This is a genomic window from Pseudomonas sp. LBUM1648 (assembly GCF_059716145.1).
Window position 1 is genome coordinate 3,458,852 of sequence record NZ_CP166808.1, and the last position, 25,559, is coordinate 3,484,410.

Genomic DNA, 25,559 nt, shown 5'->3' on the forward strand with positions numbered 1-25,559 from the left:
AGCAAACGCGCAATCGACCGCTGGAAGACGCTTACATTTCGCTAAAAATGTCACCTGTCGAGTTGCATATGTCCAACGATCTGGCGACCGGCAATTGGGATTTGAAAAAAGGGGAAAGCATCTATACAGCGTTCCCCAACATGCGCCGTAATCTGGTTTCTCCCGACGATGAGTTCTACCGTCAGTTCAATCGGGCCTATCTGGCGCATGCGCAAGCGATGAATACGCATTTGAAGCAAGCATTTACTTCAATGCCATTGCTCGACCGGATTCGATTGCTCAAGGGCAAGGTGACGATGTTCACCGTCAGGCCCTCGGTCGCCAGACTCCAATCGATTACCGGTATCTCCGCCAATCCTATCGCGGCGACCCTTGACGCCATTCTGAAAACGACTGAGCGCAAACCGACGGAAAGTCATAAAGAAATAGATGAAGCAAAGGGTCGCTACGGCGTAGTGGTCTGCAGCGAGTTCGAAGGCCGGGTGACCTGTTACGAATTATTCACGCTGCACGGCGTCTGTCGCGAAAACACTGAGTTGGCCAAGCTTGTGCAAAGGGAAAACCTGTTAAGCGCTCCCGCTCGCAGCAATGAGACGAATTACTCTGCGCCTGCGAAAATTCATCAACTGCCGATGAACATCGAGTGTTATACCCATGGTGTAACGCCCGGTCTCGTGGACGTCAGTTCGGGGGTGATCGACAAAGTTGCCGAGTTGTCAGCCGTCGCGCCGCTGGAGCCAATAAATGGGTACTACCAGAGCTTCTACTCGACAGAGTTCGACCGTCTGGTGAACTTCGTACTCAAGCACAGACCCGTCGCGACTTACGATGAGTTGGTTAAAGAGTGCTGGGGCCAGACCCGGCTTGAAGCATTGCGTGCAAAACGGGAAAAGGACCTGGACACGCTTCTCAACTTTGTCGTGCCCTTCAAGTCATGCATCGAAGATCTCGGTTCAGGCGACATCGAGCGACAATTGGACGGAGCCAAGGCGTGCACCCTGGAAGCCGCGATGACCGTTCTGTTAGTGGTCGGAGCCATCGCAAAGATTGCCAGCCTGGCCGCCACGAGCATGAGTATCGCCACCAAGGCCAGCAAGATAGCTTCCACAGGCGCTGGATTGGTCAGCAACTTGCTCAATCCGCTGGATGGCGCAACCGATTTGCTTGTGAATGGTGCCAAACTTTTGCGCAAAGGTTGGCACAGCGGTGTGGCTGCACTCGAAAGCGCTATTTACGATGCACGCAAATGGTCGGGAAAGACGCCCTATCACGCACTTTCGAAGGCTGTCGATCCAGACACTATCCGCCTGGGCATCCGACAAACTGCGCAAGAATCCGCAGACGTGTTCCAGGTTTGGGGCATACGCCACAGTGATGAATGGTACGCGTTGAACCGTTTGGGCGAACCATGGGGAGCCAAAATGGACAGTCTGAATTACAAGTTCAAACTGCCTTCCCTACCTTGGCGCAAGCTCATGCCAAAAAGTTACACCCAACGGTATTTGAAAAAAGCAATCCCCGCCGCCAAAACCAAACTCAACAATGCCATCGCCTTGTTGGGCGACTCGGAATGGGAATTCGAAGTTCGCAAGATTCTTACTTATTTGTTTGGCACTGGGTCTGACGAAGCCGTAAAGCACATCGGGTCGAGACTGCAGGCAATGCGCAAGGATCTGGATGCTTTCACGCTCGCCAACGTATCATTCAAAAGGACCGATGTGCCTGCGGTGGCAGCCTTGCATGTGCCCGATTACAAACGATGGAAAAAGGCAGTCGTCAAGGGCACCGTACATCAGGAATCAATCAAAAGGTTCATCAAGATTTTTCCGGAACATCTGGATGATCTATATCGCACATCCAAATACGACGAAACCCGGATAGCGGATGTTCTGATCCATGAGATGTCCCATGGCGCACCCGGCACACTCGATCTGTATTACGGAAAGACCCTGGAACACGCGCAAACCGATGTGGCTTCCCTGATTGATCTCGCACGAAACCCGCGCATGGTCGATCCGACGTTCTCCAATCCTTACAGAACAGTGAGCACGGACAGCTTCACCCATCTGCATCAGTTTGATTCCATTCGTCCGAGTCTTCCGACTTTGATTCAGAAGCACCCGGCTCTGTACAACGCAGAATCTTACGAAGTAGCGGTTTCTTTGATTAATCAAATCAAATCCGATCCAGCTGGATTTGGCATAAACATGTCGACCATCGAATCAGCGCTGAAAAATTCCGCAGCCGAACCATTCCTCGGCACTCTGGGCCTCAACCTGGGCAAAGCGTAGGTCGTACCTGTATTTCCGCCACCGGGCCTGATTGATAACCGGGTGCAAGCAACCACCACTGTGGTTTAATTGCGCCCGTTTTTCGCCCCCGCTTTGCTGCACAGGATCACCGCTAATGACTCAGCCCGTCACCAAAGTCCTGGTCATCGGATATGTCTGGCCCGAACCGCGCTCGTCCGCCGCCAGTGGCCACGTCATGCAGATCCTCGAAACGTTTTTGCAACAGGGTTGGGACATCACCTTCAGCAGCCCCGCCGGCCCCGGCGAGCATAAGGCGGATCTGGCAGTGCTGGGTATTCGCGAAGTATCCATTGAACTCAACAACAGCAGTTTCGACGTGTTCATCAGTGAACTGGCGCCGGATATTGTGCTGTTCGACCAGTTCATGATGGAGGAGCAGTTCGGCTGGCGGGTTGAGAAGCACTGCCCCGTAGCCCTGCGTGTGCTCGAAACCTCCGACCTGCAGAGCCTGCGGCATGCCCGCCATCAGCGGCTCAAGGATCGCCTGAAAGCCAACAGCGATCAGGACGACTTCAGCGAGCTGTTTGCGCCTGCACTGCGCGAAGAGTTTGAATTGATGGCCGATACAGATCTGGCCAAACGTGAAATCGCGGCGTTGTACCGTTGCGATCTGAACCTGATGATCTCCGAAGTTGAAATCGAGTTGCTGGTCGAGCAATTCGGCTTGCCGCGTCAGTTGTTGCATTGGTGTCCACTGATGGTTGAACTCCCTTCGGCACCCGCGCGGGCATTTGCCGATCGCGAGCATTTCCTGAGCATCGGCAACTTCCGTCACGCGCCCAACTGGGATGCCGTGCTGTGGATGAAAACCACGGTCTGGCCACTCATTCGTCAGCAATTGCCGGATGCGCAGTTGCACATCTATGGCGCCTACACGCCGCCCAAGGCCACGGCTTTGCACAACGCCGCGCAGGGTTTTCACATCATGAACTGGGCCGAAGATGCGTTGCAGGTCATGTCGGCTGCACGGGTGTGCCTGGCGCCGTTGCGTTTCGGGGCCGGGATCAAGGGCAAACTGGTTGATGCGATGCTGTGCGGCACCCCAAGTGTCACGACGCCGATCGGCGCCGAAGGCATGTACGGCGACCACCCTTGGCCTGGCGCTGTCGCACACAACGCATGTGATATCGCCGACAGTGCCGTTCGGTTGTATAAGGATCAAACACTTTGGCAAGCGGCTCAGCAGGCAGGAACCATGTTGCTCAGCGAGCGCTATCAATACGCTGTACACGGTCAGGCACTTATTGAAAAACTGCGCTATTGCCAGCAGCATTTACAAATACTTAGAACCAGCAATTTTACCGGAAGCATGTTGCGCCACCACTTTCATAAAAGCACTCAATACATGTCGCAGTGGATTGAAGCAAAAAACCGCCATTCACCTACTGACTGAACAGATAACTTCACCCCGTACACGACTTGCATTAAAACAAGCATTGGCCAAACAAGTATTAAGCACTATAAACATCCTGCGCGCACAACTTAAATACTATTTAACGCAGGATAACCAAATGAATAACACCCAGTATGAAACCTCGCCTCTTCATCGGTGGATGACCGTAACTCCACAAATCAACAACTTGTCACTGTTCGAACTGACCATACCAGGGACTCATAATGCCGGCTGTGACTGGAAAGCCTCTTACGCATTGTTCCCAGGCAAAAACCTGACTGCATGCCAGGATGATTCTTTCTATTCACAACTCAATCTTGGCGCCAGAGCTCTGGATGTTCGACTGGTTTACAATGCCAAAGCACAAGGCTTTAATCAGTTTCGCTTTCAGCACAACGGGTTCCTTTCTTCTCGAAACCTTGAAGACCTTGTACGAGACGTCAACAAGTTTCTTGAGGACAATCCGGAAGAATTCATCATTCTGGACTTTCATAAACTGGAGAAAGGTGACGCCGAATTCAATCACGCCAAATTCAGGGATCTGATGCTCGAACATCTCGGCAAACGGATGATCCCTTCCCACAATATACATATGACGCTGGGGCAACTGAAACAAGCAAGCCCCCTGCAACGCATTCTGGTAGCGGCGTCCATGACGTGGGACACAAACGACAACAGGTTCAACTCGCCGATCGGCCACAAATGGATCGGTGAAAAAATCGTTACCACCAGTGATCTGCACGGCTACATTACAAAAGTGATGAGCGAACCTATGAGCAGGCTACGCCTCTGGTCTTTATCAGCGACGACTTTTAGTATTGGTCCCCAGCGAATTCTCAATGATCTGGACAACTGGTTCTCCCCTGCCAGATCGGACTGGGCCCAAAAGTGCAACATCATCAATTTCGACTTCATTAAAGACTCGAACATCGTGTTCTATTGCCAATCGGCCAGTATTATTAAAGCCAATAAGAAATCGCTGATAGCTCCTCGTGTGCAAGCAGATTAAATTCTCTGTGTGAACGCTCCTTTACGAATTGATGGACGACCAAACGGGTCGTCCATCCTCTAATGCCATTACGATTTCCAGTATGTCCACACAGGATTCAGCAAATGCATGATCTTGACCTTCAACACTTCCAGCCCAATCGATGGATGGCCGCCACACCGCAACTCGACAACTTGTCATTATTCGAGATGACTTTACCCGGCACGCATAATGCCGGTTGTGATTGGGAGGCCTCTTACAGCCCCTCGATCGCCGCAAACTGGGCGGTCTGCCAGGATGTGCCTTTTTATTCCCAGCTCAATCGCGGTGCCAGGGCACTTGATCTGCGATTGGTGTATGACAGCCACGCCACAGGGCTGGCAAAATTCCGATTCTTTCATGACAAGGTCTGGTCATCGCGCACATTGGAAGATCTCATTCGTGATCTCAAAGGTTTTCTCGAGCGCAGTTACGATGAATTTATCGTCCTTGACTTTCACGAACTAAGGGACGGTGACACGCCCTTCGACTTCAAGTACTTCAACGACATGATGTTGCAACATCTCGGCGAGTACATAATCCCTGAAAAAAACAAACATCTGAGCCTCGGCGAATTGAAGAACATCAGCCGAATGCAACGTTTGCTGGTAGCGACCCCCTTTCATTCCAACATCGACTGGCAGTGGTTTTGCCACCAGGTGATTCATAAGTGGGCGGGTAACGCCTATGTTCTGGAAACCCTGTTGCCGACGTTTACGCTACAAAACTACCTGACCGAGGTGATGAAGAGGCCGCCTTCGAGAACCTTGCTGTGGTCGCTTTCGGCAGCCATCTGGAATGCAACCGGCCCTCAACGGATTTATGAAAAGCTCGACGCCTGGTTTGATCCGGCGAACAGTGATTGGGCGCAAAACTGCAACATCATCAATTTCGACTTCATTAAAAATTCGAACATCGTGTTGTTTTGCCAGCAAGCCAATCTGCAGAAAGCGATTGCGAAGTCCACGGTAACGCTTCACCTGCAGCACGTTGGCTGAACCTGCGCAACGGATGTCCATCGCGGCAAACTGGCGCACGGCAGGACAAACGAGGCATGATCGCAAGGCTCCTACGAAAAGAAGCTACCCGCCATGACCCGAACTGCCCGCGTGACCGACCCTTCATACGAGTTGATGGATGACCACAACGGGTTGTCCATCATCTACCGCCAGCATGGTTTCCCCTGCCCACTGGTGCGCTGGCATTTCCACAAGGAATACGAACTGCATCTGATCGTCGCCAGCTCTGGCAAAGTGTTCATAGGCGACTACATCGGCAACTTCTATCCCGAGACCCTGTTTCTGACGGGTCCCAATCTGCCGCACAACTGGATCAGCCAGGTGGCCGAAGACGAAGTGGTGGAAAAGCGCGACATGCTCGTCAATTTTACCGATGAGCTGTTCGAGAGCGGCCATCAGGTATTCGCTGAACTCCGAACGCTTGCACCGCTCTTGGAGCGTGCTCAGTACGGCATCGAATTCCGCTGCAAGCGTACGATCCGTCAAGCCATGACGCTGATGCAGCGTATCGCCGATACTCAAGGCATCACCCGGCTCGGGCACTTCTTCATCCTGATGGAGTTGCTCGCCGCCAGCGATGATTTCCAGTTGTTGTCCGGCGCCACCACGCCGCAACTGGCCGATGAACACAACATCGATCGCACCAACCGCGCCGTTGATTACATCTTCAGCCACTACGCCCGGGATATTTCGCTGGAAGAAGTCGCCGAGCATCTGGGCATGACGCCGACGTATTTCAGTCGCGTGTTCAAACAGGCGACCGGGCGTAACTTCATCGAATTCGTCAATCGTTTGCGCATCAGTAAGTCCTGCGAGCTGCTGGCGGACGGCGATAAACCGGTGACCGATGTGTGCTTTGAGTCGGGTTTCAACAATATTTCCAACTTCAATCGGCGCTTTCAACAGCTCAAGGGCATGACGCCTTCACACTATCGGCGCCTCGCTGTGCAACGCCTCACCGAACAAAATCATATTTAAAGCCAAGATCAAAAGATCGCAGCCTTCGGCAGCTCCTACACCGATCCCTGTAGGAGCTGCCGAAGGCTGCGATCTTTTGATTTGTGCTTTGAACACCCTGAAAACCTGTACACATTCGATAGCTCAGTTTCGCTGTAAACCCCTTCCCTGTGTTTCTTCACGCAAAGCTCAGTGCAAAAAAGTATTGATAAAAGTGCGATGGATGATTTGTCAGTCTGTCGATTGAAGGCTGTAATCAGTGCACATTCTTCCTGCACAGGAAGACACAAAAACAATAACTGTCCTTCTGCCCCCTCTGGGTTCAGAAAAGGAGTGCACGATGCAACCCACTGCAAAAGCTCTGCTTGCCCTCACCTGCATGACCCTCAGCAGCGTCAGCCTTGGCGCCCAGACCCTGACCATCGCCACCGTCAACAACAGCGACATGATCCGCATGCAAAAACTCTCGAAAACCTTCGAGACCGAGCATCCGGACATCAAGCTCAATTGGGTGGTGCTGGAAGAGAACGTCCTGCGCCAGCGCCTGACCACCGACATCGCCACCCAGGGTGGCCAGTTCGATGTGTTGACCATCGGCATGTACGAAGCGGCACTGTGGGGCGGCAAGGGTTGGCTGGAACCGATGAAGGATCTGCCGGCCAGTTACGCCCTCGACGATGTATTCCCGTCAGTGCGTGAAGGCCTGTCGGTCAAGGGTTCGCTCTACGCCCTGCCGTTCTACGCCGAAAGCTCGATCACCTATTACCGCACCGACCTGTTCAAGGATGCCGGCCTGACCATGCCCGAGCGTCCGACCTGGGAACAGATCGCAGGCTTCGCCGAAAAACTCACCAACAAGGATAAAGAACAGTACGGCATCTGCCTGCGTGGCAAGGCTGGCTGGGGCGAGAACATGGCGTTGGTCACCACGGTCGCCAACGCCTATGGCGCACGCTGGTTCGATGAGCAGTGGAAGCCGGAATTCAGCGGCCCCGAGTGGAAGAACGCGCTGAATTTCTACGTCAACACCATGAAAAAATCCGGCCCGCCGGGTGCTTCCAGCAACGGTTTCAACGAGAACCTCGCCCTGTTCAACAGCGGCAAGTGCGCGATCTGGGTTGACGCTTCCGTCGCCGGCTCATTCGTGACCGACAAGACCCAGAGCAAGGTCGCCGATCACGTCGGCTTCACCTTCGCACCGCATCAGGTCACCGATAAAGGTTCGGCGTGGCTGTATTCCTGGGCGCTGGCGATTCCTGCCAGCTCCAAGGCCAAGGATGCGGCAAAAGAGTTCAGCGCCTGGGCGACTTCCAAGGAATACGGTGAACTGGTGGCCAAAACCGACGGCATCGCCAACGTACCGCCAGGCACTCGCGCCTCGACTTACAGCGACGCCTACATGAGCGCTGCGCCGTTCGCCAAGGTGACCCTCGAGTCGTTGAAAGCTGCAGACCCGAGCAAACCGACGCTGAAACCGGTGCCTTACATCGGCATTCAACTGGTGACTATTCCTGAATTCCAAGGGATCGGCACCCAGGTCGGCAAGTCCTTCTCGGCAGCGCTGATCGGCCAGACCACGGTCGACCAGGCGCTCACCGCCGCGCAGCAGACCACCGAACGCGAGATGAAGCGCGCCGGTTATCCCAAGTAACCCGTAAAGCTCGCTCCTGCCTCCTGTGGGAGCGAGCCTGCTCGCGAAGGCGTCTTTCCAGCCAATACACATGGCACTGACCCACCGCTTTCGCGAGCAGGCTCGCTCCCACATGGGATCTCCATAGGTCTGTATGACTCGGTTGTGATCACCATGAATACTTCAACTGCCAAAGCCCACATCGACCTCGCCAAGCCACAGCGCAAAAACCGCGTAGCCAATCCCGGCTGGTTTCTGGTCAGCCCTTCGGTGGCCCTGCTGCTACTGTGGATGATCGTGCCACTGGGCATGACCCTTTACTTTTCGATGATCCGCTACAACCTGCTCAACCCTGGCGAAAACGAGTTCGTCGGGTTTGAGAACTTCTCCTACTTCCTGACCGACTCGGGCTTCATGCCCGGCGCCACCAATACGCTGTTGCTGGTCGGCAGTGTGCTGCTGATCAGCGTGGTGTTGGGCGTGTTGATCAGCGCACTGCTGGAGGCCAGTGAATTCCTTGGTCGCGGCATCGTGCGGGTCATGCTGATCTCGCCGTTTTTCATCATGCCCACGGTCGGCGCGCTGATCTGGAAAAACCTGATCTTCCATCCGGTGTCCGGAATCCTCGCCTACATCTGGAAACTGTTCGGCGCGCAACCGGTGGACTGGCTGGCGCACTACCCGCTGCTGTCGATCATCATCATTGTCTCGTGGCAATGGCTGCCCTTCGCGATCCTGATCCTGATGACCGCCATGCAGTCCCTCGACCAGGAACAGAAAGAAGCCGCGCGCCTGGATGGCGCAGGCCCGATCGCGATCTTCTGGCACCTGACCCTGCCGCATCTGGCCCGGCCGATTGCCGTGGTGGTGATGATCGAAACAATCTTCCTGCTGTCGGTGTTTGCCGAGATTTTCACCACCACCAACGGCGGCCCCGGCTACGCCTCGACCAACCTCGCCTACCTGATCTACAACCAGGCGCTGGTGCAGTTCGACGTCGGCATGGCGTCGGCGGGCGGCTTGATTGCCGTGGTCATCGCCAACATCGCCGCGATCATTCTGGTGCGGATGATCGGCAAAAACCTGACTGACAAAGCCTGAGGCCCGCCATGACTCTTCAACAATCCCGCCGGCTGCAAAGCCTGCTGCTCGGCACCCTGGCCTGGGCCATCGCGATCGTGATTTTCTTCCCGATCTTCTGGATGGTGATGACCAGTTTCAAAACCGAAATCGACGCCTTCGCCACGCCGCCGCAGTTCATCTTCACGCCGACGCTGGAGAACTACCTGCACATCAACGAGCGCAGCGACTACTTCAGCTTTGCCTGGAACTCGGTGGTGATTTCCTTCAGCGCCACAGCCCTGTGCCTGCTGATCGCAGTGCCGGCGGCCTATTCGATGGCGTTCTACGAAACCCAGCGCACCAAAGGCACGCTGCTGTGGATGCTGTCGACCAAGATGCTGCCGCCGGTGGGCGTGCTGATGCCGATCTACTTGCTGGCCAAGAGTTTCGGCCTGCTCGACACGCGCATTTCACTGATCGTGATCTACACGCTGATCAACCTGCCGATCGTGGTCTGGATGATTTACACCTACTTCAAGGACATCCCCAAAGACATCCTCGAAGCCGCCCGCCTCGACGGCGCCACGCTGTGGCAGGAAATGATCCGTGTGCTGCTGCCGATCGCCAAGGGTGGTCTTGCCTCGACCGTGCTGCTGTCGCTGATCCTGTGCTGGAACGAGGCCTTCTGGTCGCTGAACCTGACCTCCTCGAAAGCCGCGCCACTGACCGCGCTGATCGCCTCGTATTCAAGTCCCGAAGGATTGTTCTGGGCCAAGTTGTCGGCGGTGTCGACCCTGGCCTGTGCGCCGATCCTGATCTTCGGCTGGATCAGCCAGAAACAACTGGTGCGCGGCCTGTCGTTCGGCGCCGTGAAATAGCCCTCAAAGAATAAGCACAAAAGGAGCGCCACCATGGCCAACCTGAAAATCAAGAATCTGCAAAAAGGCTTCGAAGGTTTTTCCATCATCAAGGGCATCGACCTTGAGGTGAACGATAAGGAATTCGTGGTCTTCGTCGGCCCGTCCGGCTGCGGCAAATCCACCCTGCTGCGCCTGATCGCCGGCCTGGAAGAAGTCAGCGGCGGCACCATCGAACTCGATGGCCGCGACATCACTGAAGTCAGCCCGGCCAAGCGTGATCTGGCGATGGTGTTCCAGACTTACGCGCTGTATCCGCACATGACCGTAAAAAAGAACATGTCGTTCGCCCTCGATCTGGCCGGCGTACCGAAAGCCGAGGTTGAGAAAAAAGTCGGCGAAGCCGCACGCATTCTTGAACTGGGGCCGATGCTTGAGCGCAAACCGAAGCAGCTCTCTGGTGGTCAGCGCCAGCGTGTCGCCATCGGCCGCGCGATTGTGCGCAACCCGAAAATCTTCCTGTTCGACGAACCGCTGTCCAACCTCGACGCCGCACTGCGGGTGCAAATGCGTCTGGAACTGCTGCGCCTGCACAAAGACCTGCAAGCCACGATGATCTACGTCACCCACGACCAGGTCGAAGCGATGACCATGGCTGACAAAGTCGTGGTGCTCAATGGCGGCAAAATCGAACAAGTCGGCTCGCCGCTGGACCTGTATCACAACCCGGCCAACCTGTTCGTCGCCGGGTTCCTCGGCACGCCGAAGATGGGCTTCCTCAAGGGCAAGATCGCCCGGGTCGATGGCCAAACCTGCGAAGTCGCACTGGACGCCGGCACCCGCATCACCCTGCCCTTCAACGCCGCCAACCTGGCCGTCGGCAGCGCCGTGACTCTGGGCATTCGCCCGGAGCATCTGGAACTGGCACAACCGGGGGACTGCACCCTGCAAGTCACCGCCGATGTCAGCGAACGGCTGGGCAGCGACACCTTCTGCCACGTCAAGACCAACGCCGGCGAAGCGCTGACCATGCGCGTGCGCGGTGACCTGGCCAGCCGTTATGGCGAGCAACTGAACCTGTATCTGGACGCCGCCCACTGCCACTTGTTCGATGCCGAAGGTGTGGCACTGACCCGTCCGCTGCGTGCTGCGGCCTGATTTTTCGAGACTTGCCCAATGAACCTGAATAAACAGAACCTCAACCGCCTCGCCGCCGAAGTGAAACTGCCAGCCTACGGCCTCAGCGACACCCGTCAGGGCATCGCGCACATTGGCGTCGGCGGTTTCCATCGCGCGCATCAGGCGTATTACACCGATGCCTTGATGAATACCGGCGAAGCGCTGGACTGGGCGATTTGCGGGGTTGGCCTGCGCGCTGAAGATCGCCGCGCCCGTGACGATCTAAAGGAACAGGATTACCTGTTCACTCTGTTTGAACTGGGTGACAGCGACGATACCGAAGTGCGCGTGATCGGCGCGATTCGCGACATGCTGCTGGCCGAAGACAGCGCTCAGGCGTTGATCGACAAACTCGCCGATCCGCAGATCCGCATCGTCTCACTGACCATCACCGAGGGCGGTTACTGCATCGATGACAGCAACGGCGAATTCATGGCGCATCTGCCGCAGATTCAGCACGATCTGGCCAATCCCGACGCGCCGAAAACCGTGTTCGGCTTTTTGTGCGCGGCCCTGGAAAAACGTCGGGCAGCGGGCATTCCGGCCTTCACCGTAATGTCCTGCGATAACCTGCCGCACAACGGCGCCGTGACCCGCAAGGCATTGCTGGCATTCGCCACACTGCGCGACAGCAATCTGTGCAGCTGGATCGACGCCAACGTCAGTTTCCCCAACGCCATGGTCGACCGCATCACCCCGATGACCAGCACCGCGCATCGCCTGCAACTGGCCGACAAACACGGCGTAGACGACGCCTGGCCGGTGGTTTGCGAACCGTTTGTGCAGTGGGTGCTGGAGGACAAATTCGTCAACGGTCGCCCGGCCTGGGAAAAGGTCGGCGTACAGTTCACCGACGACGTTTCGCCGTATGAAGAGATGAAGATCAAACTGCTCAACGGCAGCCATCTGGCGCTGACGTATCTGGGCTTTTTGAAGGGCTATCGCTTTGTCCACGAGACCATGAATGACCCGTTGTTCGTGCGTTACATGCGCGCTTACATGGATCTGGATGTCACGCCGCAACTGGCACCGGTGCCGGGCATCGATTTGACCGAGTACAAGAACACGCTGGTGGCGCGGTTTTCCAATCAGGCGATTGCCGATCAACTTGAGCGAGTGTGTTCGGATGGTTCGTCGAAGTTTCCCAAGTTCACCATTCCGACCATCAATCGGTTGATTGCCGATGGCCAGGAAACCAAACGCGCGGCGTTGGTGGTCGCGGCTTGGGCGCTTTACTTGAAAGGCGTGGATGAGAATGGCGATACGTATTCGATTCCGGATCCTCGGGCGGCGTTCTGTCAGGCGTTGGTGGCGGATGACGCGTCGATGACTCAGCGTTTGCTGGGAGTTGAGGAGATTTTCGGTACGGCGATTGCGCAGTCGGCGGAGTTTGTGGCGGCGTTCGAGTGGTGCTGTGACAGCTTGCGCGAGGTGGGGGTTTCGCAGACTCTGGAGCGGGTTCTGGTTTGAGTGATGCGGTGACTTTAATGACCCATTCGCGAGCAGGCTCGCTCCCACATTTTGAAATGCGTCCCCCTGTGGGAGCGAGCCTGCTCGCGAATCGCTTCACCGCGAAAGACCTGATCCCCTGAGGATATCCCAGTGACAACCCGACAACTCTTCCTCGGCATCGACTGCGGCACCCAAGGCACCAAAGCGATCATCCTCGATGCCGCCAGCGGTCAGGTGCTCGGCCAAGGCGCCGCCGCGCACACCATGATCAGCGGCGCCAACGGCCGCCGCGAACAAGACACGCAACAATGGCTGGAAGCCTTCGCACTCGCCACCCGTCAGGCACTGTTGGCGGCGAATGTCGACGGCCAGTCAATCCTGGGCATCGGCGTATCCGGCCAGCAACACGGCCTGGTTTTGCTCGACGATCAAGGCGAAGTCCTGCGCCCGGCCAAGCTGTGGTGCGACACCGAAACCAGCGCCGAAAACGATCGACTGCTCAGCCATCTGGGCGGTGAAGCAGGTTCGCTGGAACGCCTCGGCGTGGTCATTGCACCGGGTTACACGGTGTCGAAACTGCTGTGGACCAAAGAGCAGCATCCGGAGGTGTTTTCGCGCATCGTCCGCATCCTGCTGCCCCACGATTACCTCAATTTCTGGCTCACCGGCCGTTCGTGCAGTGAATACGGCGACGCCTCCGGCACCGGCTATTTCAACGTGCGCACCCGTCAGTGGGACTTGCAGCTGCTGCGCGACATCGACGCCAGCGGTCGCCTGCAAGCCGCGTTGCCTGAGTTGATCGATGCGCATGAAGCCGTGGGCACGATCCTGCCGGCCATCGCCGAACACCTCGGCATCAACCGCAACGCACTGGTCGCAAGCGGCGGCGGCGACAACATGATGGGCGCCATCGGCACCGGCAATATTCAACCCGGTACGATCACCATGAGCCTCGGCTCTTCCGGCACCGTCTACGCCTACGCCGACGCGCCGAAAGTCAGCCCGGACGCCTCGGTCGCGACCTTCTGCTCCTCCAGCGGCGGCTGGCTCCCGCTGATCTGCACGATGAACTTGACCAACGCCACGGGCGCGATTCGCGACCTGTTCGACCTCGATCTCGAGCAATTCAACGACCTCGTCGCTCAGGCACCGATTGGCGCCGAAGGCGTGAGCATGCTGCCGTTCCTCAACGGTGAGCGCGTCCCCGCCCTGCCCCATGCCACCGGCAGCCTGCACGGTTTGATGCTGGATAATCTGACTCAGGCCAATCTGTGCCGCGCCGCCGTCGAAGGCACCACCTTCGGCCTGCGTTATGGACTGGATTTGCTCCGTCAGAATGGTTTACAAAGCCGCAGCATTTGCCTGATCGGCGGCGGTTCGAAAAGCGCGGTGTGGCGTCAGATCGTCGCCGACATCATGAACACGCCAGTGATCTGCACTGAGCAAAGCGAAGCTGCGGCCCTTGGTGCGGCGATTCAAGCAGCGTGGTGCAAGTCATGGTCGAACGGTCACGAGGACACACTGGCCGGCCTGTGCCAGCGCTGCGTGAAGCTCGACCTGAACAGTGAAACCCTGCCGGTCGCCGCCAATGTCGCGGCGTTTCAGCAGGCTTATGAACGCTATCAACAGCATGTCGCAACCCTATAAAGAGCAAACAATTATGTATTTGGTGTGTGGCGAAGCCCTGTTTGATTTTTTCAGCGAAGACGACGCCAGCGGTCTGGCATCGAAAGTGAATTTCAAGGCGATTGCCGGCGGCTCGCCGTTCAACGTCGCCGTGGGTTTGCGCCGTTTGGGCGTGGATTCTGCCTTGTTCGCCGGCCTGTCCACCGACTACCTCGGCCGCCGCTTGCAGCAAGTCCTTAAGGAAGAAGGTGTACGCCCGGACTTTCTGGTGGATTTCGCCGCGCCGACCACTCTGGCGATGGTCGCTGTCGGTGCCAACGGCTCGCCGCACTACAGCTTTCGCGGTGAAGGCTGTGCGGATCGGCAACTGAATCCAAGCCATCTGCCGTCGCTGGGCGACGAGGTGCGCGGCTTGCACATCGGTTCGTATTCATTGGTGGTGCAGCCGATTGCCGACACCCTGCTCGCCTTGGTCCAGCGTGAAAGCGGCAAACGCCTGATCACCCTCGATCCCAACGTACGCCTCAATCCCGAGCCGAATATCGACTTGTGGCGCGAGCGAATCGCCACGCTGGTGCAACTGGCGGATCTGATCAAAGTCAGCGACGAAGACTTGAGCCTGCTCTATCCCGAACAGGATCCGCAGCGCGTCATCGGAGGCTGGCTGGAACATCGCTGCCAAGTCGTTTTCCTCACTCGCGGTGGCGAAGGCGCGACCGTGTTCAGCCGCGCCCATGGCTCATGGTCGGTGCCAGCATGCTCGGTGAAGATCGCCGATACCGTCGGTGCCGGCGACACCTTCCAGGCCGCGCTGATCACTTGGCTGACCGAGCACGGTCTGGACTCGGTTGAAGGCGTGCAGCAACTCGGTCGCGAGCAAATCGACGGCATGCTCATGTTCGCCGTGCAAGCCGCAGCGCTGACCTGCAGCAAGACCGGTCCGGATTTGCCCTATCGTCACCAATTGACCTGAGCGCGTAGACTGTCGCCCTTTTTCGCGCATGACGGATGACGGCTTTTGAATTCAGGGCAAACAGTTGGACTACTGGCACTCGCGGCGCTGTTGACGGGTTGCGGCACCTCGCCGCCCCGTTCGCCGGAAAACATCTGCGAGATCTTCCGGGAGAAAAGCGACTGGTACGACGCCGCGCAAGTCACGCAAAAGCGCTGGGGGGTGCCGATTCAGGTGCCCTTCGCGATCATGTATCAGGAATCCGGCTACCGTTACGACGCCAAGACCCCGCGTAAATACCTGCTCTGGGTAATTCCGTGGGGCCGGGTGTCGACCGCTTCGGGTTATGCCCAGGCCAAGGATGAAGTCTGGTCTGACTATCAGAAAAGCACCGGCAGAAACTGGGCAGACCGCGAAGACTTCGACGACGCGATCGACTTCGTCGGCTGGTACATGGACAAGACCACGTCGATCAATGGCGTCTACAAATACGACGCCTATGGCCAGTACCTCAACTACCACGAAGGCTGGGGCGGCTATCGCAACAAGACTTACGCCGCCAAAGCCTGGCTGATGCCGACGGCGCGCAAGGTGCAGAATCGCTCCGACATGTATGCCCAGCAATATGCCGGGTGCAAGGAAGATTTGAATCGCGGGTTCTGGAGCCGGTTCTGGCATTGGCTATAACACGGCCCCCTGTAGGAGCTGCCGCAGGCTGCGATCTTTTGACTTTGATTTTCACAAACAAGAGCCTGCGGCAGCTCCTACATAGGGTTGGTGTGTTAAGCCGTCCTCCTTGTGGGAGCTAGCCTGCTAGCGATAGCGTCCGTTCAGACGCAAAACGCCCAACGGCTTACAACACCGAAAAGTTGTAACTCACAATCAACCGGGTCTCATCCACATCCCGGGCAAACTTTTCATAGTTGGTGCGGTAAGTCGCATTACGCAAACGCACACTCACATCCTTGAACGTGCCGGTCTGAATCACGTACTTCAACTCACTGTCGCGTTCCCACTCTTTACCTTCCTGATCGCTGCCCAACACCTTGATGTGATCACCATTCACGTAGCGGGTCAGGAAGCTCAGGCCATTGATGCCGATCGCCTTGAAGTCGTAGTCATAACGCAACTGCCAGGAGCGCTCCTGCGCGGCAGCGAAGTCGTTGACCTGCACATAGTTGACCAGATACGGATTGCTGCCATCGAGGTACGGCATCGAGTTGTCGCCGTTCATGCGCTGCCAACCGCCACTGAACGTGTGGCCGCTGATGGCGTAAGACAGCATGCCGCTCAACGCGCGGTTATCGATGGAACCGGCCCGTTCTGCACCGCTGTCGGCACTCTTGATCAGGCGTACATCGGCCTTTAATACGCCGCCGCCCAAAGGCTGATTCCCCAACAGCCCGACGAAGTGCTGACGATAGATGTCCTCAAGTTCCGCGTAGTGATACTGCGCGGTCAGACGATCATTGATCTTGTAGTCAAAGCCGTACATGTCGAAATGGTCCGCAGTGGTGTTGCACGCGTAGCGCTTGTTCTTGCAGTGCACGCGGATGTCTTGGGAGTCGGTGGAATCACGCGCGGTGTACTTGTCCAGACGCGCGGCCATGAAGGTCAGGTCCTTCACCTCTTTTGAAGTCAACATCGCACCGTTGAACATCGTTGGAAGCAAACGCCCGTCGTTGTACTTGAGTAACGGCAGATCCGGCAGCAGTGCGCCGTATTTCAGCAACGTATCGGACACCCGCACTTTGGCGGTCAGCCCCAGTTTCGCGTACTGATCCTTCGAACCGCGCGGGTCCTGCCCGCTGGAAGGTAGCAACCCGCTGTTGCTGCTGTCGGCGCTGGAATCGAGCTTGAAGCCGAGCATGCCCAGCGCATCGATACCGAAACCCACGGTGCCTTCGGTGTAACCCGATTGCAGATTGAGAATGAAACCCTGAGCCGACTCTTCGCGCTTGGACGCGCCTTGATCGTTGGACGTGTGCCCATCACGGAAATCGCGGTTGAAATACACCGTGCGCGATTCGATTTTCGCCGTGCTGTCTTCAAGAAATCCGCTGGCCTGAACGGGCGCGGTAAATCCTGCGCACAGCACAACGGCGCCGAAGCCCAATGACAGGCGCGGGGTGATGAGGGGAAATGGGGGACGCATCAAAAACTCCAACAATGCAGCGTTTGCGCACAGGCGCAATAAGCCAGAAAAATAGCTCCCGTCCCGGGTCAGTATTGAGCCGAGAGGAAGTGAACACGCAGGGGTGAGTTGCAATGATGGCAGATGGCTTTGACGTGCCACAGGCGACTTTAGTCTGAAACTGACCGGCAATTCTTTAGCGCATGGCCAGTTGATTGCACCTGAACTTTTGTCGTAAAAATCCAGCAAACGCCCGGATTCATTAGAAAAAAAGGCCGGCCTAAGGGTTTTCCCTAGGGGTCACGGGGCGCCTTCCTACGGCATTTGCGCCTTGAATGAGGCGGTTTAATCCTCCATCATCCGTCTCCTGCTTATTCAACGGACGGAATTCAAGGCATGCTGGACGCCAACGCAACCCACATCACCCTCACGCTCGAAGGTGCCAACGCCGACCTGCAAGTCCTTAGCTTCACCGGTCGCGAAGCCCTCAACGAACCGTTCCGTTTCGACCTCGAACTGGTCAGCGCCCGTCCCGACCTGAAACTCGAAGAGCTGTTGCACAAGCCCGGCGTCCTGACCTTCGGCGCCACTGGCGAAGGCAAGATCCATGGCCTGGTGTACCGCATCGAGCAAGGCGATTCCGGCAAGACCCTGACCCGCTACAGCATCAGCCTGGTGCCGCAACTGGCGTACCTGCGGCACAACCACGATCAGCAGATCTTCCAGCAACTCACCGTGCCGAAGATCATCGCCCGGGTGCTGGAGGATCGCGGCATTCTCGCCGACGCCTACAGCTTCCAGCTCAGCGCCGAATACCCGGAACGCGATTACTGCGTGCAGTACGACGAGTCCGACCTGCACTTCATCCAGCGCCTGTGCGAAGAGGAAGGCATCCACTTCCACTTCCAGCACAGCAGCAGCGGCCACAAACTGGTATTCGGCGACGACCAGACCGTGTTCCGCAAACTCAAAGCCGTGAGCTACCAGCAAGACTCCGGAATGAGCGCCGACAAACCGGTGATCAAACGCTTCAACCTGCGCTTGGAAACCCGTACCACCCGCGTCAGCCGCCGCGACTACGACTTCGAAAAACCGAAGATCCTGCCCGAAGGCGCGGTCAAATCCGAGTTCGCCCCGGACCTTGAGGATTACGACTACCCCGGCCGTTTCACCACCCGCGAGCGCGGCAAGTTCCTCTCGACCCGCGCACTGGAACGCCATCGCAGCGACTACAAACTCGCCGAAGGCAAAGGTGACGAGCCGACCCTCACCAGCGGCCATTTCCTCACCCTCGCCGAGCACCCGCGCGCCGAGTGGAACGATATGTGGTTGCTTCTGGAAGTCTTCCACGAAGGCAAACAACCGCAAGTGCTCGGCGAAAACGTCACCAGCGACGTCACCGACAACAAAAGCGATTTCCACCAGGGCTACCGCAACAGCTTCCTCGCCACCCCGTGGGACGCGCACTACCGCCCTGCCCTCGAACACCCGAAACCAAAAGTCCTCGGCAGCCAGACCGCCGTCGTCACCGGCCCGAAAGGCGAAGAAATCCACTGCGATCAATACGGCCGCATCAAAGTCCAGTTCCACTGGGACCGCGACGGCCAGGGCGACGACAAAACCACCTGCTGGATGCGCGTCGCCAGCGGCTGGGCCGGCGCCGCCTACGGCGGCCTCGCCATCCCGCGCATCGGCATGGAAGTCCTCGTCACCTTCCTCGAAGGCGACCCCGACCAGCCACTCGTCACCGGCTGCCTGTACCACAAGGAAAACGTCGTCCCCTACGACCTCCCGGCGAACAAAACCCGCAGCACCTTCAAAACCCTCAGCTCACCGGGCGGCAAGGGCTATAACGAATTCCGCATCGAAGACAAAAAGGGTGTGGAACAGATCTACATCCACGCCCAGCGCGATTGGGACGAAAACATCGAGCACGACCAGAAGATTCGTGTCGGCAACGAACGGCACGACACCGTTGAAGCCAACACCCTGAGCGAGTTCAAGGTCGAAGAGCACCGGATTACGCATCTGGATCGCAAAAGCGAAATGCGCGCGGATGATCACCTGACGGTTGCGGTGACACAGCATGTGAAGGTGGGTACGGCGCAGTTTGTTGAGGCTGGGACGGAGATTCATTACCACGCTGGCGAGAAGGTTGTGATTGAGGGTGGCATGGAGCTAACCGCCAAGGCTGGTGGGAGTTTTGTGAAGGTTGATGCGGGTGGTGTCACGATCAGTGGCGCTGAAGTGAAGGTGAATACCGGCGGTGCGCCGGGGGTTGGTACGCCGGCTGCGCCGTTGCTGCCAGGGCCGATGAAGGTAGCGGATGCGGATAAGGCGGGTAAAGCCCCACTCCCCGTCCGCCTTAATGAATCAGGTATCACCCCGTTGTGCGGCAAACAGAGTAACGGCGCTTGCAGCCGTAAGGATTGCACATGCATGTAAAAGCGCTGAGCGCTCTGCTAGCAGAGCCTCGCTACAACTTTTCAGACCTGCCGGCGGCCAGCGAGTCGCTATGTTTCATCATCGACCGAGGTCTCCAGCCAGAAGCCTTGGTTTGCCTCTACCGAACAGGCGAACCGGTTGTGTCCCAAGGGCTGTTTTTCTCGACAGATTTCGCAGAGATACCTGATGGCCCCTTGTGGCTGGTAGCGCCCAAGGGCAGCAAAGTGGCCGTCGAAGCTGCCAAACTTTGTGAGGAACGCTTTTCGGGAATTGCGATCTCAACCCCTGATCCCGAAAAAGCCTTGGCTCACGCACGCTGGCTACTCAGAGCCAACGACGGCTCCGGAGGCCAGAGTTTGTTGAGCTTCCATAAACCGAGCCTGTGGGGAGCGTTGGTCTACACCGCCGATAAGGCCTTTGATCAATTGTTGGGTTGCTGGAGCGCCGTCTACTCCCCCGCGCCAATGCATTTCGGCCAACAGCGTGGACCATGGCTAGCCTGGATTGCCAATGAGAAATCAACATGGCTAGGTGACAGAGCGGCATTCAATCTTCCTGAGACCGCCGCGCAAGTTCAAGCGCGCCTGGGATGGGTTTATTGGGTGGATGAGGAATACGCGGCATTCGACGAGCCAGGCGATGAACGCTTGAACGATATCGCCGACAACCTTGACCTGCTGCTCAAAAGCAACATTTATGACGGTGATCACCTTCTCAAGCTTGGCCATGCCGTGAACGGACCGCTATTCGAAACACAGCCTGAGATCATGGCGATCCTGCAATCTAAGGACGAGTCGTTTATCAAAGTAGATCGGCTCCTGGAATCAGCCGCCGTCGCCCAACATTAAGGCGACGCGACAACAGAACGGAATCACCATGGAAATCACGAATCACGCCGTCATGCCCGGCGAAACCCTCGATCAGATCGCCTCGCGCTACAACAGCACCGTGGCTCAACTCCGCCAGCTCAACCCCTTCATTACCAATCCGGACAACGTCAAAGTCGGATGGAACTTGAGCGTACCGAAGAGCGCGCAAGCGACCGCCGCGCCAGCCTCGCCCGCTGCTCAGTCACCCGCTGCGCCTGAGGCCCCTGCACAGGCAAACTCAGAACCTGCAACTCAGTGCTCTGCTGAGGATCTGGTTGAACTGGATCCCGTCAAGGACGCTCCAGATAACGCCTCAAAAACCTTCAAGCCTCACGCACCTCCTTGCTCTAAAAAATTTGCCAGTGCGATTTATGCAACCGAGGAGCAAGAGTTCTGGCTGCTCCCTGAACGTGCAAAGTCCTCTATCAAAGAATCGATGTTCACGCTGGAGAAAATGATTGCCCCCAACAAACCACGTGATGAACGCCTGAACGGGTTGCAGGAATCGGGTTTGCTGGAATACTTCCTTGAGCCTAAGTTGAGCAACTTCCTCACGGGCGCGAAGCGTACGCGAATGGAAGAATTTGAAGCGATGGGAGATGAGATCGAAATCGATCCCGCCACCGCCAAAAAGAGGCAAAACGAAGCTAACGGAAACAAACCAGCAGCGGCTCCTGCACAGTCTCCACAAGAGGACACCCCGCAATCGCGCCTGGACCGTCTAACGGCAGACCTGGCTACTGACCAGGAAGTCCACAAAGCCTATACCGACTTTTACAAGCAGAGGGCTGAGTGGCATGCGCTGAAAAAAGAAGCGGTAGCAGCTGCGAAGCTGGAAGGCTACACCTACGAAAGTGGCTCGCTGTACTCCAAAGAGGCGATTGAAGCGCGCGCACGCGTGCAAGCTTATTTGGAGGCTCGCAAGAAACTCCTCAGCAACAAAAACTTCAAGCAGATTCCGCTGGAAGACGTTGCGAAAGCCTTGGCGGAAAAGAAAAAAAGTTACGAAAACATCTGCAGCGGCATGGATGACTGCACCGCCGATCTGGTCGGGTATGTATACACGCTCTACAAAAACGCTGATGCGCTTGATTACCATGCTTACACTGAATCCATCATCAAGGCGTCTGAATACGGCATCGCACTTCCAGAATTCGCTTTGATCAGTGACGGCCTTCCTTCCGGTATCGAGAAGTTCAAACTGTATCTGGATACCGAAAAAGAGCAGGCGGAAGTTACAGCGCAGCTTCAGGAGAAATACAAACGCTGGATCGAGGCAACAGGCCAGAATGCCCAAGCGCCGGCGGGTTTGGTTGATGTGGAACGTGCCAAATGGGATAGCCTGCAGAAAATCAAAGACGACCTTCAGACCACAGCCCAGAGTAATGTCAGCACCAGCAAACCCGGGCGTTTTCTGATTTGGGAACCGGAAGAGTTCCAGCCAAAGCCGGTCGACCGTATGGTGAAGCCGGGCTTTCCGCTGCGTGAAGTCAGTCTTTCGGATGCCAAGGGCACACCCTTGGGCTGGTTCAGCATGGCGAACCTGAAAGACGCAAAAAAGATCATGACAGAGGATTCAAAAAGTGCGGCCGGTGCGGTAAAAAAAGTCGCTAAAAGCGTGCCTGCCGATGCTACCGAAGGCTCCGATAAAAACAGTGAAATCAGCTCGTTCCGCCAATGGCTTCAAGATCAGGGCGCCATAAAGTTCAGTGATCAGGTTGGCGACTGTTTCGACAAAAAAGGCTGGTTTCAAGCTAAAGACTTTTACGCTTACTTGAAAAAACAAGGCTATGAGGTCACTGAACTTGAAGACGACGCAGCCCTGACGAACTGGGGCAATCACCTTCAGCAACTGGTGTTCCAGAAAAGTGTACGCGGCAAAGTTCGACTCTTTGATGCCAACCCTCAGGCACAATTCGTCCGCTGCCTGACACCTCCGCAGCCAAGTATTCACGGTGAAGTGAAGCTCGAAGGCCCGAAAATGTCCGCCGCCGAGGGCTTCCAGATATCTGGCGAGATGGGATTGAGCCTGGACCTCGCCCGCGGCGAAGTGCAATTGATGAAAGTCGACATGCCTGCCAAAGAAAGCGCTCAAGAAAGAACGCTGGATTATTTTCTGGACGGCGTCCCCCAGAAAATGAATTTCGGTCGGTTTTCCTTCCACTTCGGTGTGAAGGCCTGGGGCTACGCCGGAGCGTCTCTGCTGCTGGCAGGCAGCGTCGAATTGAACCCGATCTTCGGCAACGTCAAGTACGGTGCGTCACTGAGCCCTGTAAAACGCGCACAGCGTGAAGATGCCTCAGCCAAGGAAGAACGCGCGGATCACGAAGCCGCCAAGAAGGCCAAGACAGACAGCGGTGACAACAGCCCTACTCCCGATCTTGAACACAAGTCGAAATCCGGCACCTACACCGATTCCAAGAGCACAGATCAACTGCGAGGCGGCCGCTTCGCCAAAGTGCAAGTCGAAAACGGCGCAAAAGCCAACTTTAATGTTTTCGGAGGCTTGCAAGCCGCCATCGAACTCACCGGGGCACTGAACTGGGCACCGCCAAAAGACCTCGTCGCCCTGCGCACCACACCAACAATGGGCATCGGCAGTGACAAAGATGCCAAGAAAGCGAATCCATGGTTAACCCTCGCCAAGTTAAGTGGCTCTGTGGGTGTTGCGTTAGGTGCAGGCTTTCAGGGAACGGCGCAGGTGTCTCTGGATAAGGGGCGGTTTATTCTCAACTTGAAAGCGGCGGTCGTGCTGGGTCCCGGTGCTAACGGCAGCTTTAAGTTTGAAGTTGGATATGAGGCAGTGGTCGACCTTATCAACTTGTATCGCAAGGAACTGCACAAAGCGAAAGGCAGAAAAGTGGAGTGGATGGAGCCTGAAGCAGGAAAGTTTGCATCGGCTCTGAACGCACTAGGAGCAGCTGGACTTAGTGTGGAAATGTCTTATCTCATGGGCTGGGATTTAGTCATGAGCTTATATGACGCAATGACCAGTAGCGGAAAAGGTGGCCCGATTGCTCATGCGATTGTTGAATACCAAAATCCCGATGAGTTAAAAAAATGGGTGATAGAAGCCACTCCAGCAGCACTAGGACCAATATTAATGACACTAATGTCTACCCCAGAAGAGTTCACAATAGCTACAACAAAGCAAAGTAGCGCCAGCACATCAAAAGACGGCAAGAAAACATACACTAGACAAGCTTCGCATTTAGCCCAACAAACAGCGATTGAAATAATAATAACTTATATCACTACCAACGCCAGAGAAAATGGAAGTTTTTTAGAAGCTCAAAAACAATTTGAGTTAGCCTGCGCATGCATGAATAAATTTGGAGTAGTACCCGTCGACATCGGTCAAAAATACTGCGAAAACCGCTATCTTCTTGACAACTTCATGGGCGAACCCGTACTTACATTAAGTGACCCGATAGGAAACGTTACAAGAGCTCGATATAAGAAAAACGCCACCCTACTAGGCGAGCCGTTTGATGGATCATGTAAAATTTCCATGAATGAAAACAGTTATATTCCAAAGCCTTCGGTAAGATACTCAGGCCCAGCGGGAAAAACAAATTGAAAAATACAAAATTGTACTCAGCATCGTTCTGTATCTTCCTTGCCTTGTTCTGCACTACTGCAAATGCCGCACTTACACAAAAGCAAGAAGAAGCAAAGAAAAAAGGAATGGAGCTCTACAATCAATACAAAGCAATCTCCGCAATCGAATATCTGAAAATCGCAGCCAGCGGCGGGGACGATGAAGCACTTTATTATTTAGGTGAGTCAATAAGAAAAAACAACCGCTACATGACTAAAGATGCACAAAAAGCATACGAGGAGTCCGCAAAAAAAGGCAATATCTATGCGATGATTCGACTTGGAGGAGCGGACGAAGACTTGTGTGTAACTATGAAGAACTGCTCTCCTGCTGAGCAATCGCCCGAAGAGTGGATGAATAAAGCTAAAGACATTGCAACTAAACAGGCATCCGAGGGAAACGCTGAGTCAATGTACTTGTTATGGGAGATAACAGGTAACGATGACTGGTTAGAAAAATCTGCAGAAAGTGGGTTCGCTTTGGCACAATTTCGTTTAGCCACTAAGTATCAAGAAGGGGGCGGGACATTCCTACTGCCGTCCCGAAGATCTGATGCAATTGAAAAGTGGATGAAAGCATCTGCAGAAAATGGGTATCCTCCAGGCATGATGGGGTTTGCAGCAGCTAGGGTTGAAAAAAACGATTTGTCGTCGTTCAGAATCTGGAATGAGAAAGCTGCTGCTTCAAGCTATGTATCGGGAGTTTTTGGATATGCATATTACATTGGTGAAAAAGAACCAAAATACGGATTTACCTCGGACCCGGTTACATCATATGCGTTACTTTTAAATTTACTAGAGCTTGATGGTGGTGGGAACGTGATAAATAATGTCAATGATACATTGCCAGAAGTTGAAAAAAACATGTCTAAAGAACAAATAGATAGTGCAAAAGAACTCGCGAAAACGTGGAAGGCTAACCACCCACCCCTATCGTTTTTTCCTGACAAACTAGGTTATTAACGCCAGTGATGCGTCATAAAACATTCGCTCACAGTCAATGGGTAAAAGCATTCCAGACGAAGAATGTAGTCATCATTCTTTG

The 25,559-nt window shown here is 55.6% G+C and carries 18 protein-coding genes; 17 read left to right on the plus strand and 1 reads right to left on the minus strand.

Translation table 11 applies throughout. The annotated features are described in order from the left end of the window. Window positions 1-68 precede the first annotated feature (68 nt). The 13 genes from ACA043_RS15725 to ACA043_RS15785 all read left to right on the plus strand — a co-directional run bounded on the left by ACA043_RS15725 (window position 69) and on the right by ACA043_RS15785 (window position 16,153). The gene (locus tag ACA043_RS15725) at window positions 69-2,291 is read left to right on the plus strand and encodes a M35 family metalloendopeptidase (protein WP_497657357.1); all 2,223 of its coding nucleotides are present in this window, start codon (window positions 69-71) and stop codon (window positions 2,289-2,291) included. A 115-nt stretch (window positions 2,292-2,406) separates the two neighbouring features. Continuing rightward, complete coding sequence (locus ACA043_RS15730; protein ID WP_497657358.1) at window positions 2,407-3,705, plus strand: glycosyltransferase; 1,299 nt, start codon at window positions 2,407-2,409, stop codon at window positions 3,703-3,705. A 118-nt stretch (window positions 3,706-3,823) separates the two neighbouring features. Then, on the plus strand, window positions 3,824-4,714 hold the full coding sequence (locus tag ACA043_RS15735; RefSeq protein WP_497657359.1) for a phosphatidylinositol-specific phospholipase C domain-containing protein: 891 nt from the start codon (window positions 3,824-3,826) through the stop codon (window positions 4,712-4,714). A gap of 104 nt (window positions 4,715-4,818) precedes the next feature. Next, window positions 4,819-5,730 (plus strand): phosphatidylinositol-specific phospholipase C domain-containing protein, encoded by a 912-nt coding sequence (locus ACA043_RS15740; protein ID WP_489879563.1) that lies wholly within the window; start codon window positions 4,819-4,821, stop codon window positions 5,728-5,730. Between the two features lie 93 nt (window positions 5,731-5,823). Beyond that, entirely contained in the window at window positions 5,824-6,729 is a 906-nt protein-coding gene (locus tag ACA043_RS15745) for an AraC family transcriptional regulator (protein WP_489879562.1), read from the plus strand. A 319-nt stretch (window positions 6,730-7,048) separates the two neighbouring features. Beyond that, window positions 7,049-8,359, plus strand: coding sequence for an ABC transporter substrate-binding protein (locus ACA043_RS15750; RefSeq protein WP_401263978.1), 1,311 nt, complete (start codon window positions 7,049-7,051; stop codon window positions 8,357-8,359). A gap of 153 nt (window positions 8,360-8,512) precedes the next feature. Then, complete coding sequence (locus tag ACA043_RS15755) at window positions 8,513-9,439, plus strand: carbohydrate ABC transporter permease (protein ID WP_489879560.1); 927 nt, start codon at window positions 8,513-8,515, stop codon at window positions 9,437-9,439. A gap of 8 nt (window positions 9,440-9,447) precedes the next feature. Continuing rightward, window positions 9,448-10,278, plus strand: a complete 831-nt coding sequence (locus tag ACA043_RS15760) for a carbohydrate ABC transporter permease (RefSeq protein ID WP_187678961.1) — start codon at window positions 9,448-9,450, stop codon at window positions 10,276-10,278. Between the two features lie 33 nt (window positions 10,279-10,311). After that, complete coding sequence (locus ACA043_RS15765) at window positions 10,312-11,415, plus strand: ABC transporter ATP-binding protein (protein WP_401263972.1); 1,104 nt, start codon at window positions 10,312-10,314, stop codon at window positions 11,413-11,415. Between the two features lie 18 nt (window positions 11,416-11,433). Beyond that, window positions 11,434-12,906: a mannitol dehydrogenase family protein gene (locus tag ACA043_RS15770; protein WP_497657360.1), complete on the plus strand. Its 1,473-nt coding sequence runs from the start codon at window positions 11,434-11,436 to the stop codon at window positions 12,904-12,906. 132 nt (window positions 12,907-13,038) lie between these two features. After that, a complete protein-coding gene (gene xylB, locus ACA043_RS15775) occupies window positions 13,039-14,535 on the plus strand; it encodes a xylulokinase (protein WP_497657361.1) in 1,497 nt (498 codons plus the stop codon). 13 nt (window positions 14,536-14,548) lie between these two features. Next, window positions 14,549-15,487: a carbohydrate kinase family protein gene (locus ACA043_RS15780; protein ID WP_497657362.1), complete on the plus strand. Its 939-nt coding sequence runs from the start codon at window positions 14,549-14,551 to the stop codon at window positions 15,485-15,487. 45 nt (window positions 15,488-15,532) lie between these two features. Beyond that, complete coding sequence (locus tag ACA043_RS15785; protein WP_497614102.1) at window positions 15,533-16,153, plus strand: transglycosylase SLT domain-containing protein; 621 nt, start codon at window positions 15,533-15,535, stop codon at window positions 16,151-16,153. Window positions 16,154-16,319: 166 nt separating this feature from the next. On the opposite strand, the gene ACA043_RS15790 is transcribed toward ACA043_RS15785, so the two are convergent. Continuing rightward, entirely contained in the window at window positions 16,320-17,621 is a 1,302-nt protein-coding gene (locus ACA043_RS15790; RefSeq protein ID WP_497657363.1) for an OprD family porin, read from the minus strand. A 375-nt stretch (window positions 17,622-17,996) separates the two neighbouring features. On the opposite strand from ACA043_RS15790, the gene ACA043_RS15795 reads away from it, so the two are divergent. From ACA043_RS15795 to ACA043_RS15810, 4 genes are read left to right on the plus strand one after another with little or no spacing between them, the layout of a single operon-like run. Then, on the plus strand, window positions 17,997-20,045 hold the full coding sequence (locus tag ACA043_RS15795) for a type VI secretion system Vgr family protein (RefSeq protein ID WP_497657364.1): 2,049 nt from the start codon (window positions 17,997-17,999) through the stop codon (window positions 20,043-20,045). Further along, a complete protein-coding gene (locus ACA043_RS15800) occupies window positions 20,036-20,893 on the plus strand; it encodes a DUF4123 domain-containing protein (protein ID WP_497657365.1) in 858 nt (285 codons plus the stop codon). The genes ACA043_RS15795 and ACA043_RS15800 overlap by 10 nt, the downstream gene beginning before the upstream one ends. A gap of 28 nt (window positions 20,894-20,921) precedes the next feature. Further along, window positions 20,922-24,494: a LysM peptidoglycan-binding domain-containing protein gene (locus ACA043_RS15805; protein ID WP_497657366.1), complete on the plus strand. Its 3,573-nt coding sequence runs from the start codon at window positions 20,922-20,924 to the stop codon at window positions 24,492-24,494. Next, on the plus strand, window positions 24,491-25,477 hold the full coding sequence (locus ACA043_RS15810; protein WP_489879551.1) for a tetratricopeptide repeat protein: 987 nt from the start codon (window positions 24,491-24,493) through the stop codon (window positions 25,475-25,477). Before ACA043_RS15805 ends, ACA043_RS15810 begins: the two co-directional genes overlap by 4 nt. The last annotated feature ends 82 nt before the right edge of the window (window positions 25,478-25,559 follow it).

Excerpts from the sequence above, each read along its gene's own strand:
- ACA043_RS15725 (WP_497657357.1), top strand. The coding sequence starts at position 69 with ATGTCCAACGATCTGGCGACCGGCAATTGGGATTTGAAAAAAGGGGAA.
- ACA043_RS15730 (WP_497657358.1), top strand. The coding sequence starts at position 2,407 with ATGACTCAGCCCGTCACCAAAGTCCTGGTCATCGGATATGTCTGGCCC.
- ACA043_RS15735 (WP_497657359.1), top strand. The coding sequence starts at position 3,824 with ATGAATAACACCCAGTATGAAACCTCGCCTCTTCATCGGTGGATGACC.
- ACA043_RS15740 (WP_489879563.1), top strand. The coding sequence starts at position 4,819 with ATGCATGATCTTGACCTTCAACACTTCCAGCCCAATCGATGGATGGCC.
- ACA043_RS15745 (WP_489879562.1), top strand. The coding sequence starts at position 5,824 with ATGACCCGAACTGCCCGCGTGACCGACCCTTCATACGAGTTGATGGAT.
- ACA043_RS15750 (WP_401263978.1), top strand. The coding sequence starts at position 7,049 with ATGCAACCCACTGCAAAAGCTCTGCTTGCCCTCACCTGCATGACCCTC.
- ACA043_RS15755 (WP_489879560.1), top strand. The coding sequence starts at position 8,513 with ATGAATACTTCAACTGCCAAAGCCCACATCGACCTCGCCAAGCCACAG.
- ACA043_RS15760 (WP_187678961.1), top strand. The coding sequence starts at position 9,448 with ATGACTCTTCAACAATCCCGCCGGCTGCAAAGCCTGCTGCTCGGCACC.
- ACA043_RS15765 (WP_401263972.1), top strand. The coding sequence starts at position 10,312 with ATGGCCAACCTGAAAATCAAGAATCTGCAAAAAGGCTTCGAAGGTTTT.
- ACA043_RS15770 (WP_497657360.1), top strand. The coding sequence starts at position 11,434 with ATGAACCTGAATAAACAGAACCTCAACCGCCTCGCCGCCGAAGTGAAA.
- ACA043_RS15780 (WP_497657362.1), top strand. The coding sequence starts at position 14,549 with ATGTATTTGGTGTGTGGCGAAGCCCTGTTTGATTTTTTCAGCGAAGAC.
- ACA043_RS15790 (WP_497657363.1), bottom strand. The coding sequence starts at position 17,621 with ATGCGTCCCCCATTTCCCCTCATCACCCCGCGCCTGTCATTGGGCTTC.
- ACA043_RS15795 (WP_497657364.1), top strand. The coding sequence starts at position 17,997 with ATGCTGGACGCCAACGCAACCCACATCACCCTCACGCTCGAAGGTGCC.
- ACA043_RS15800 (WP_497657365.1), top strand. The coding sequence starts at position 20,036 with ATGCATGTAAAAGCGCTGAGCGCTCTGCTAGCAGAGCCTCGCTACAAC.
- ACA043_RS15805 (WP_497657366.1), top strand. The coding sequence starts at position 20,922 with ATGGAAATCACGAATCACGCCGTCATGCCCGGCGAAACCCTCGATCAG.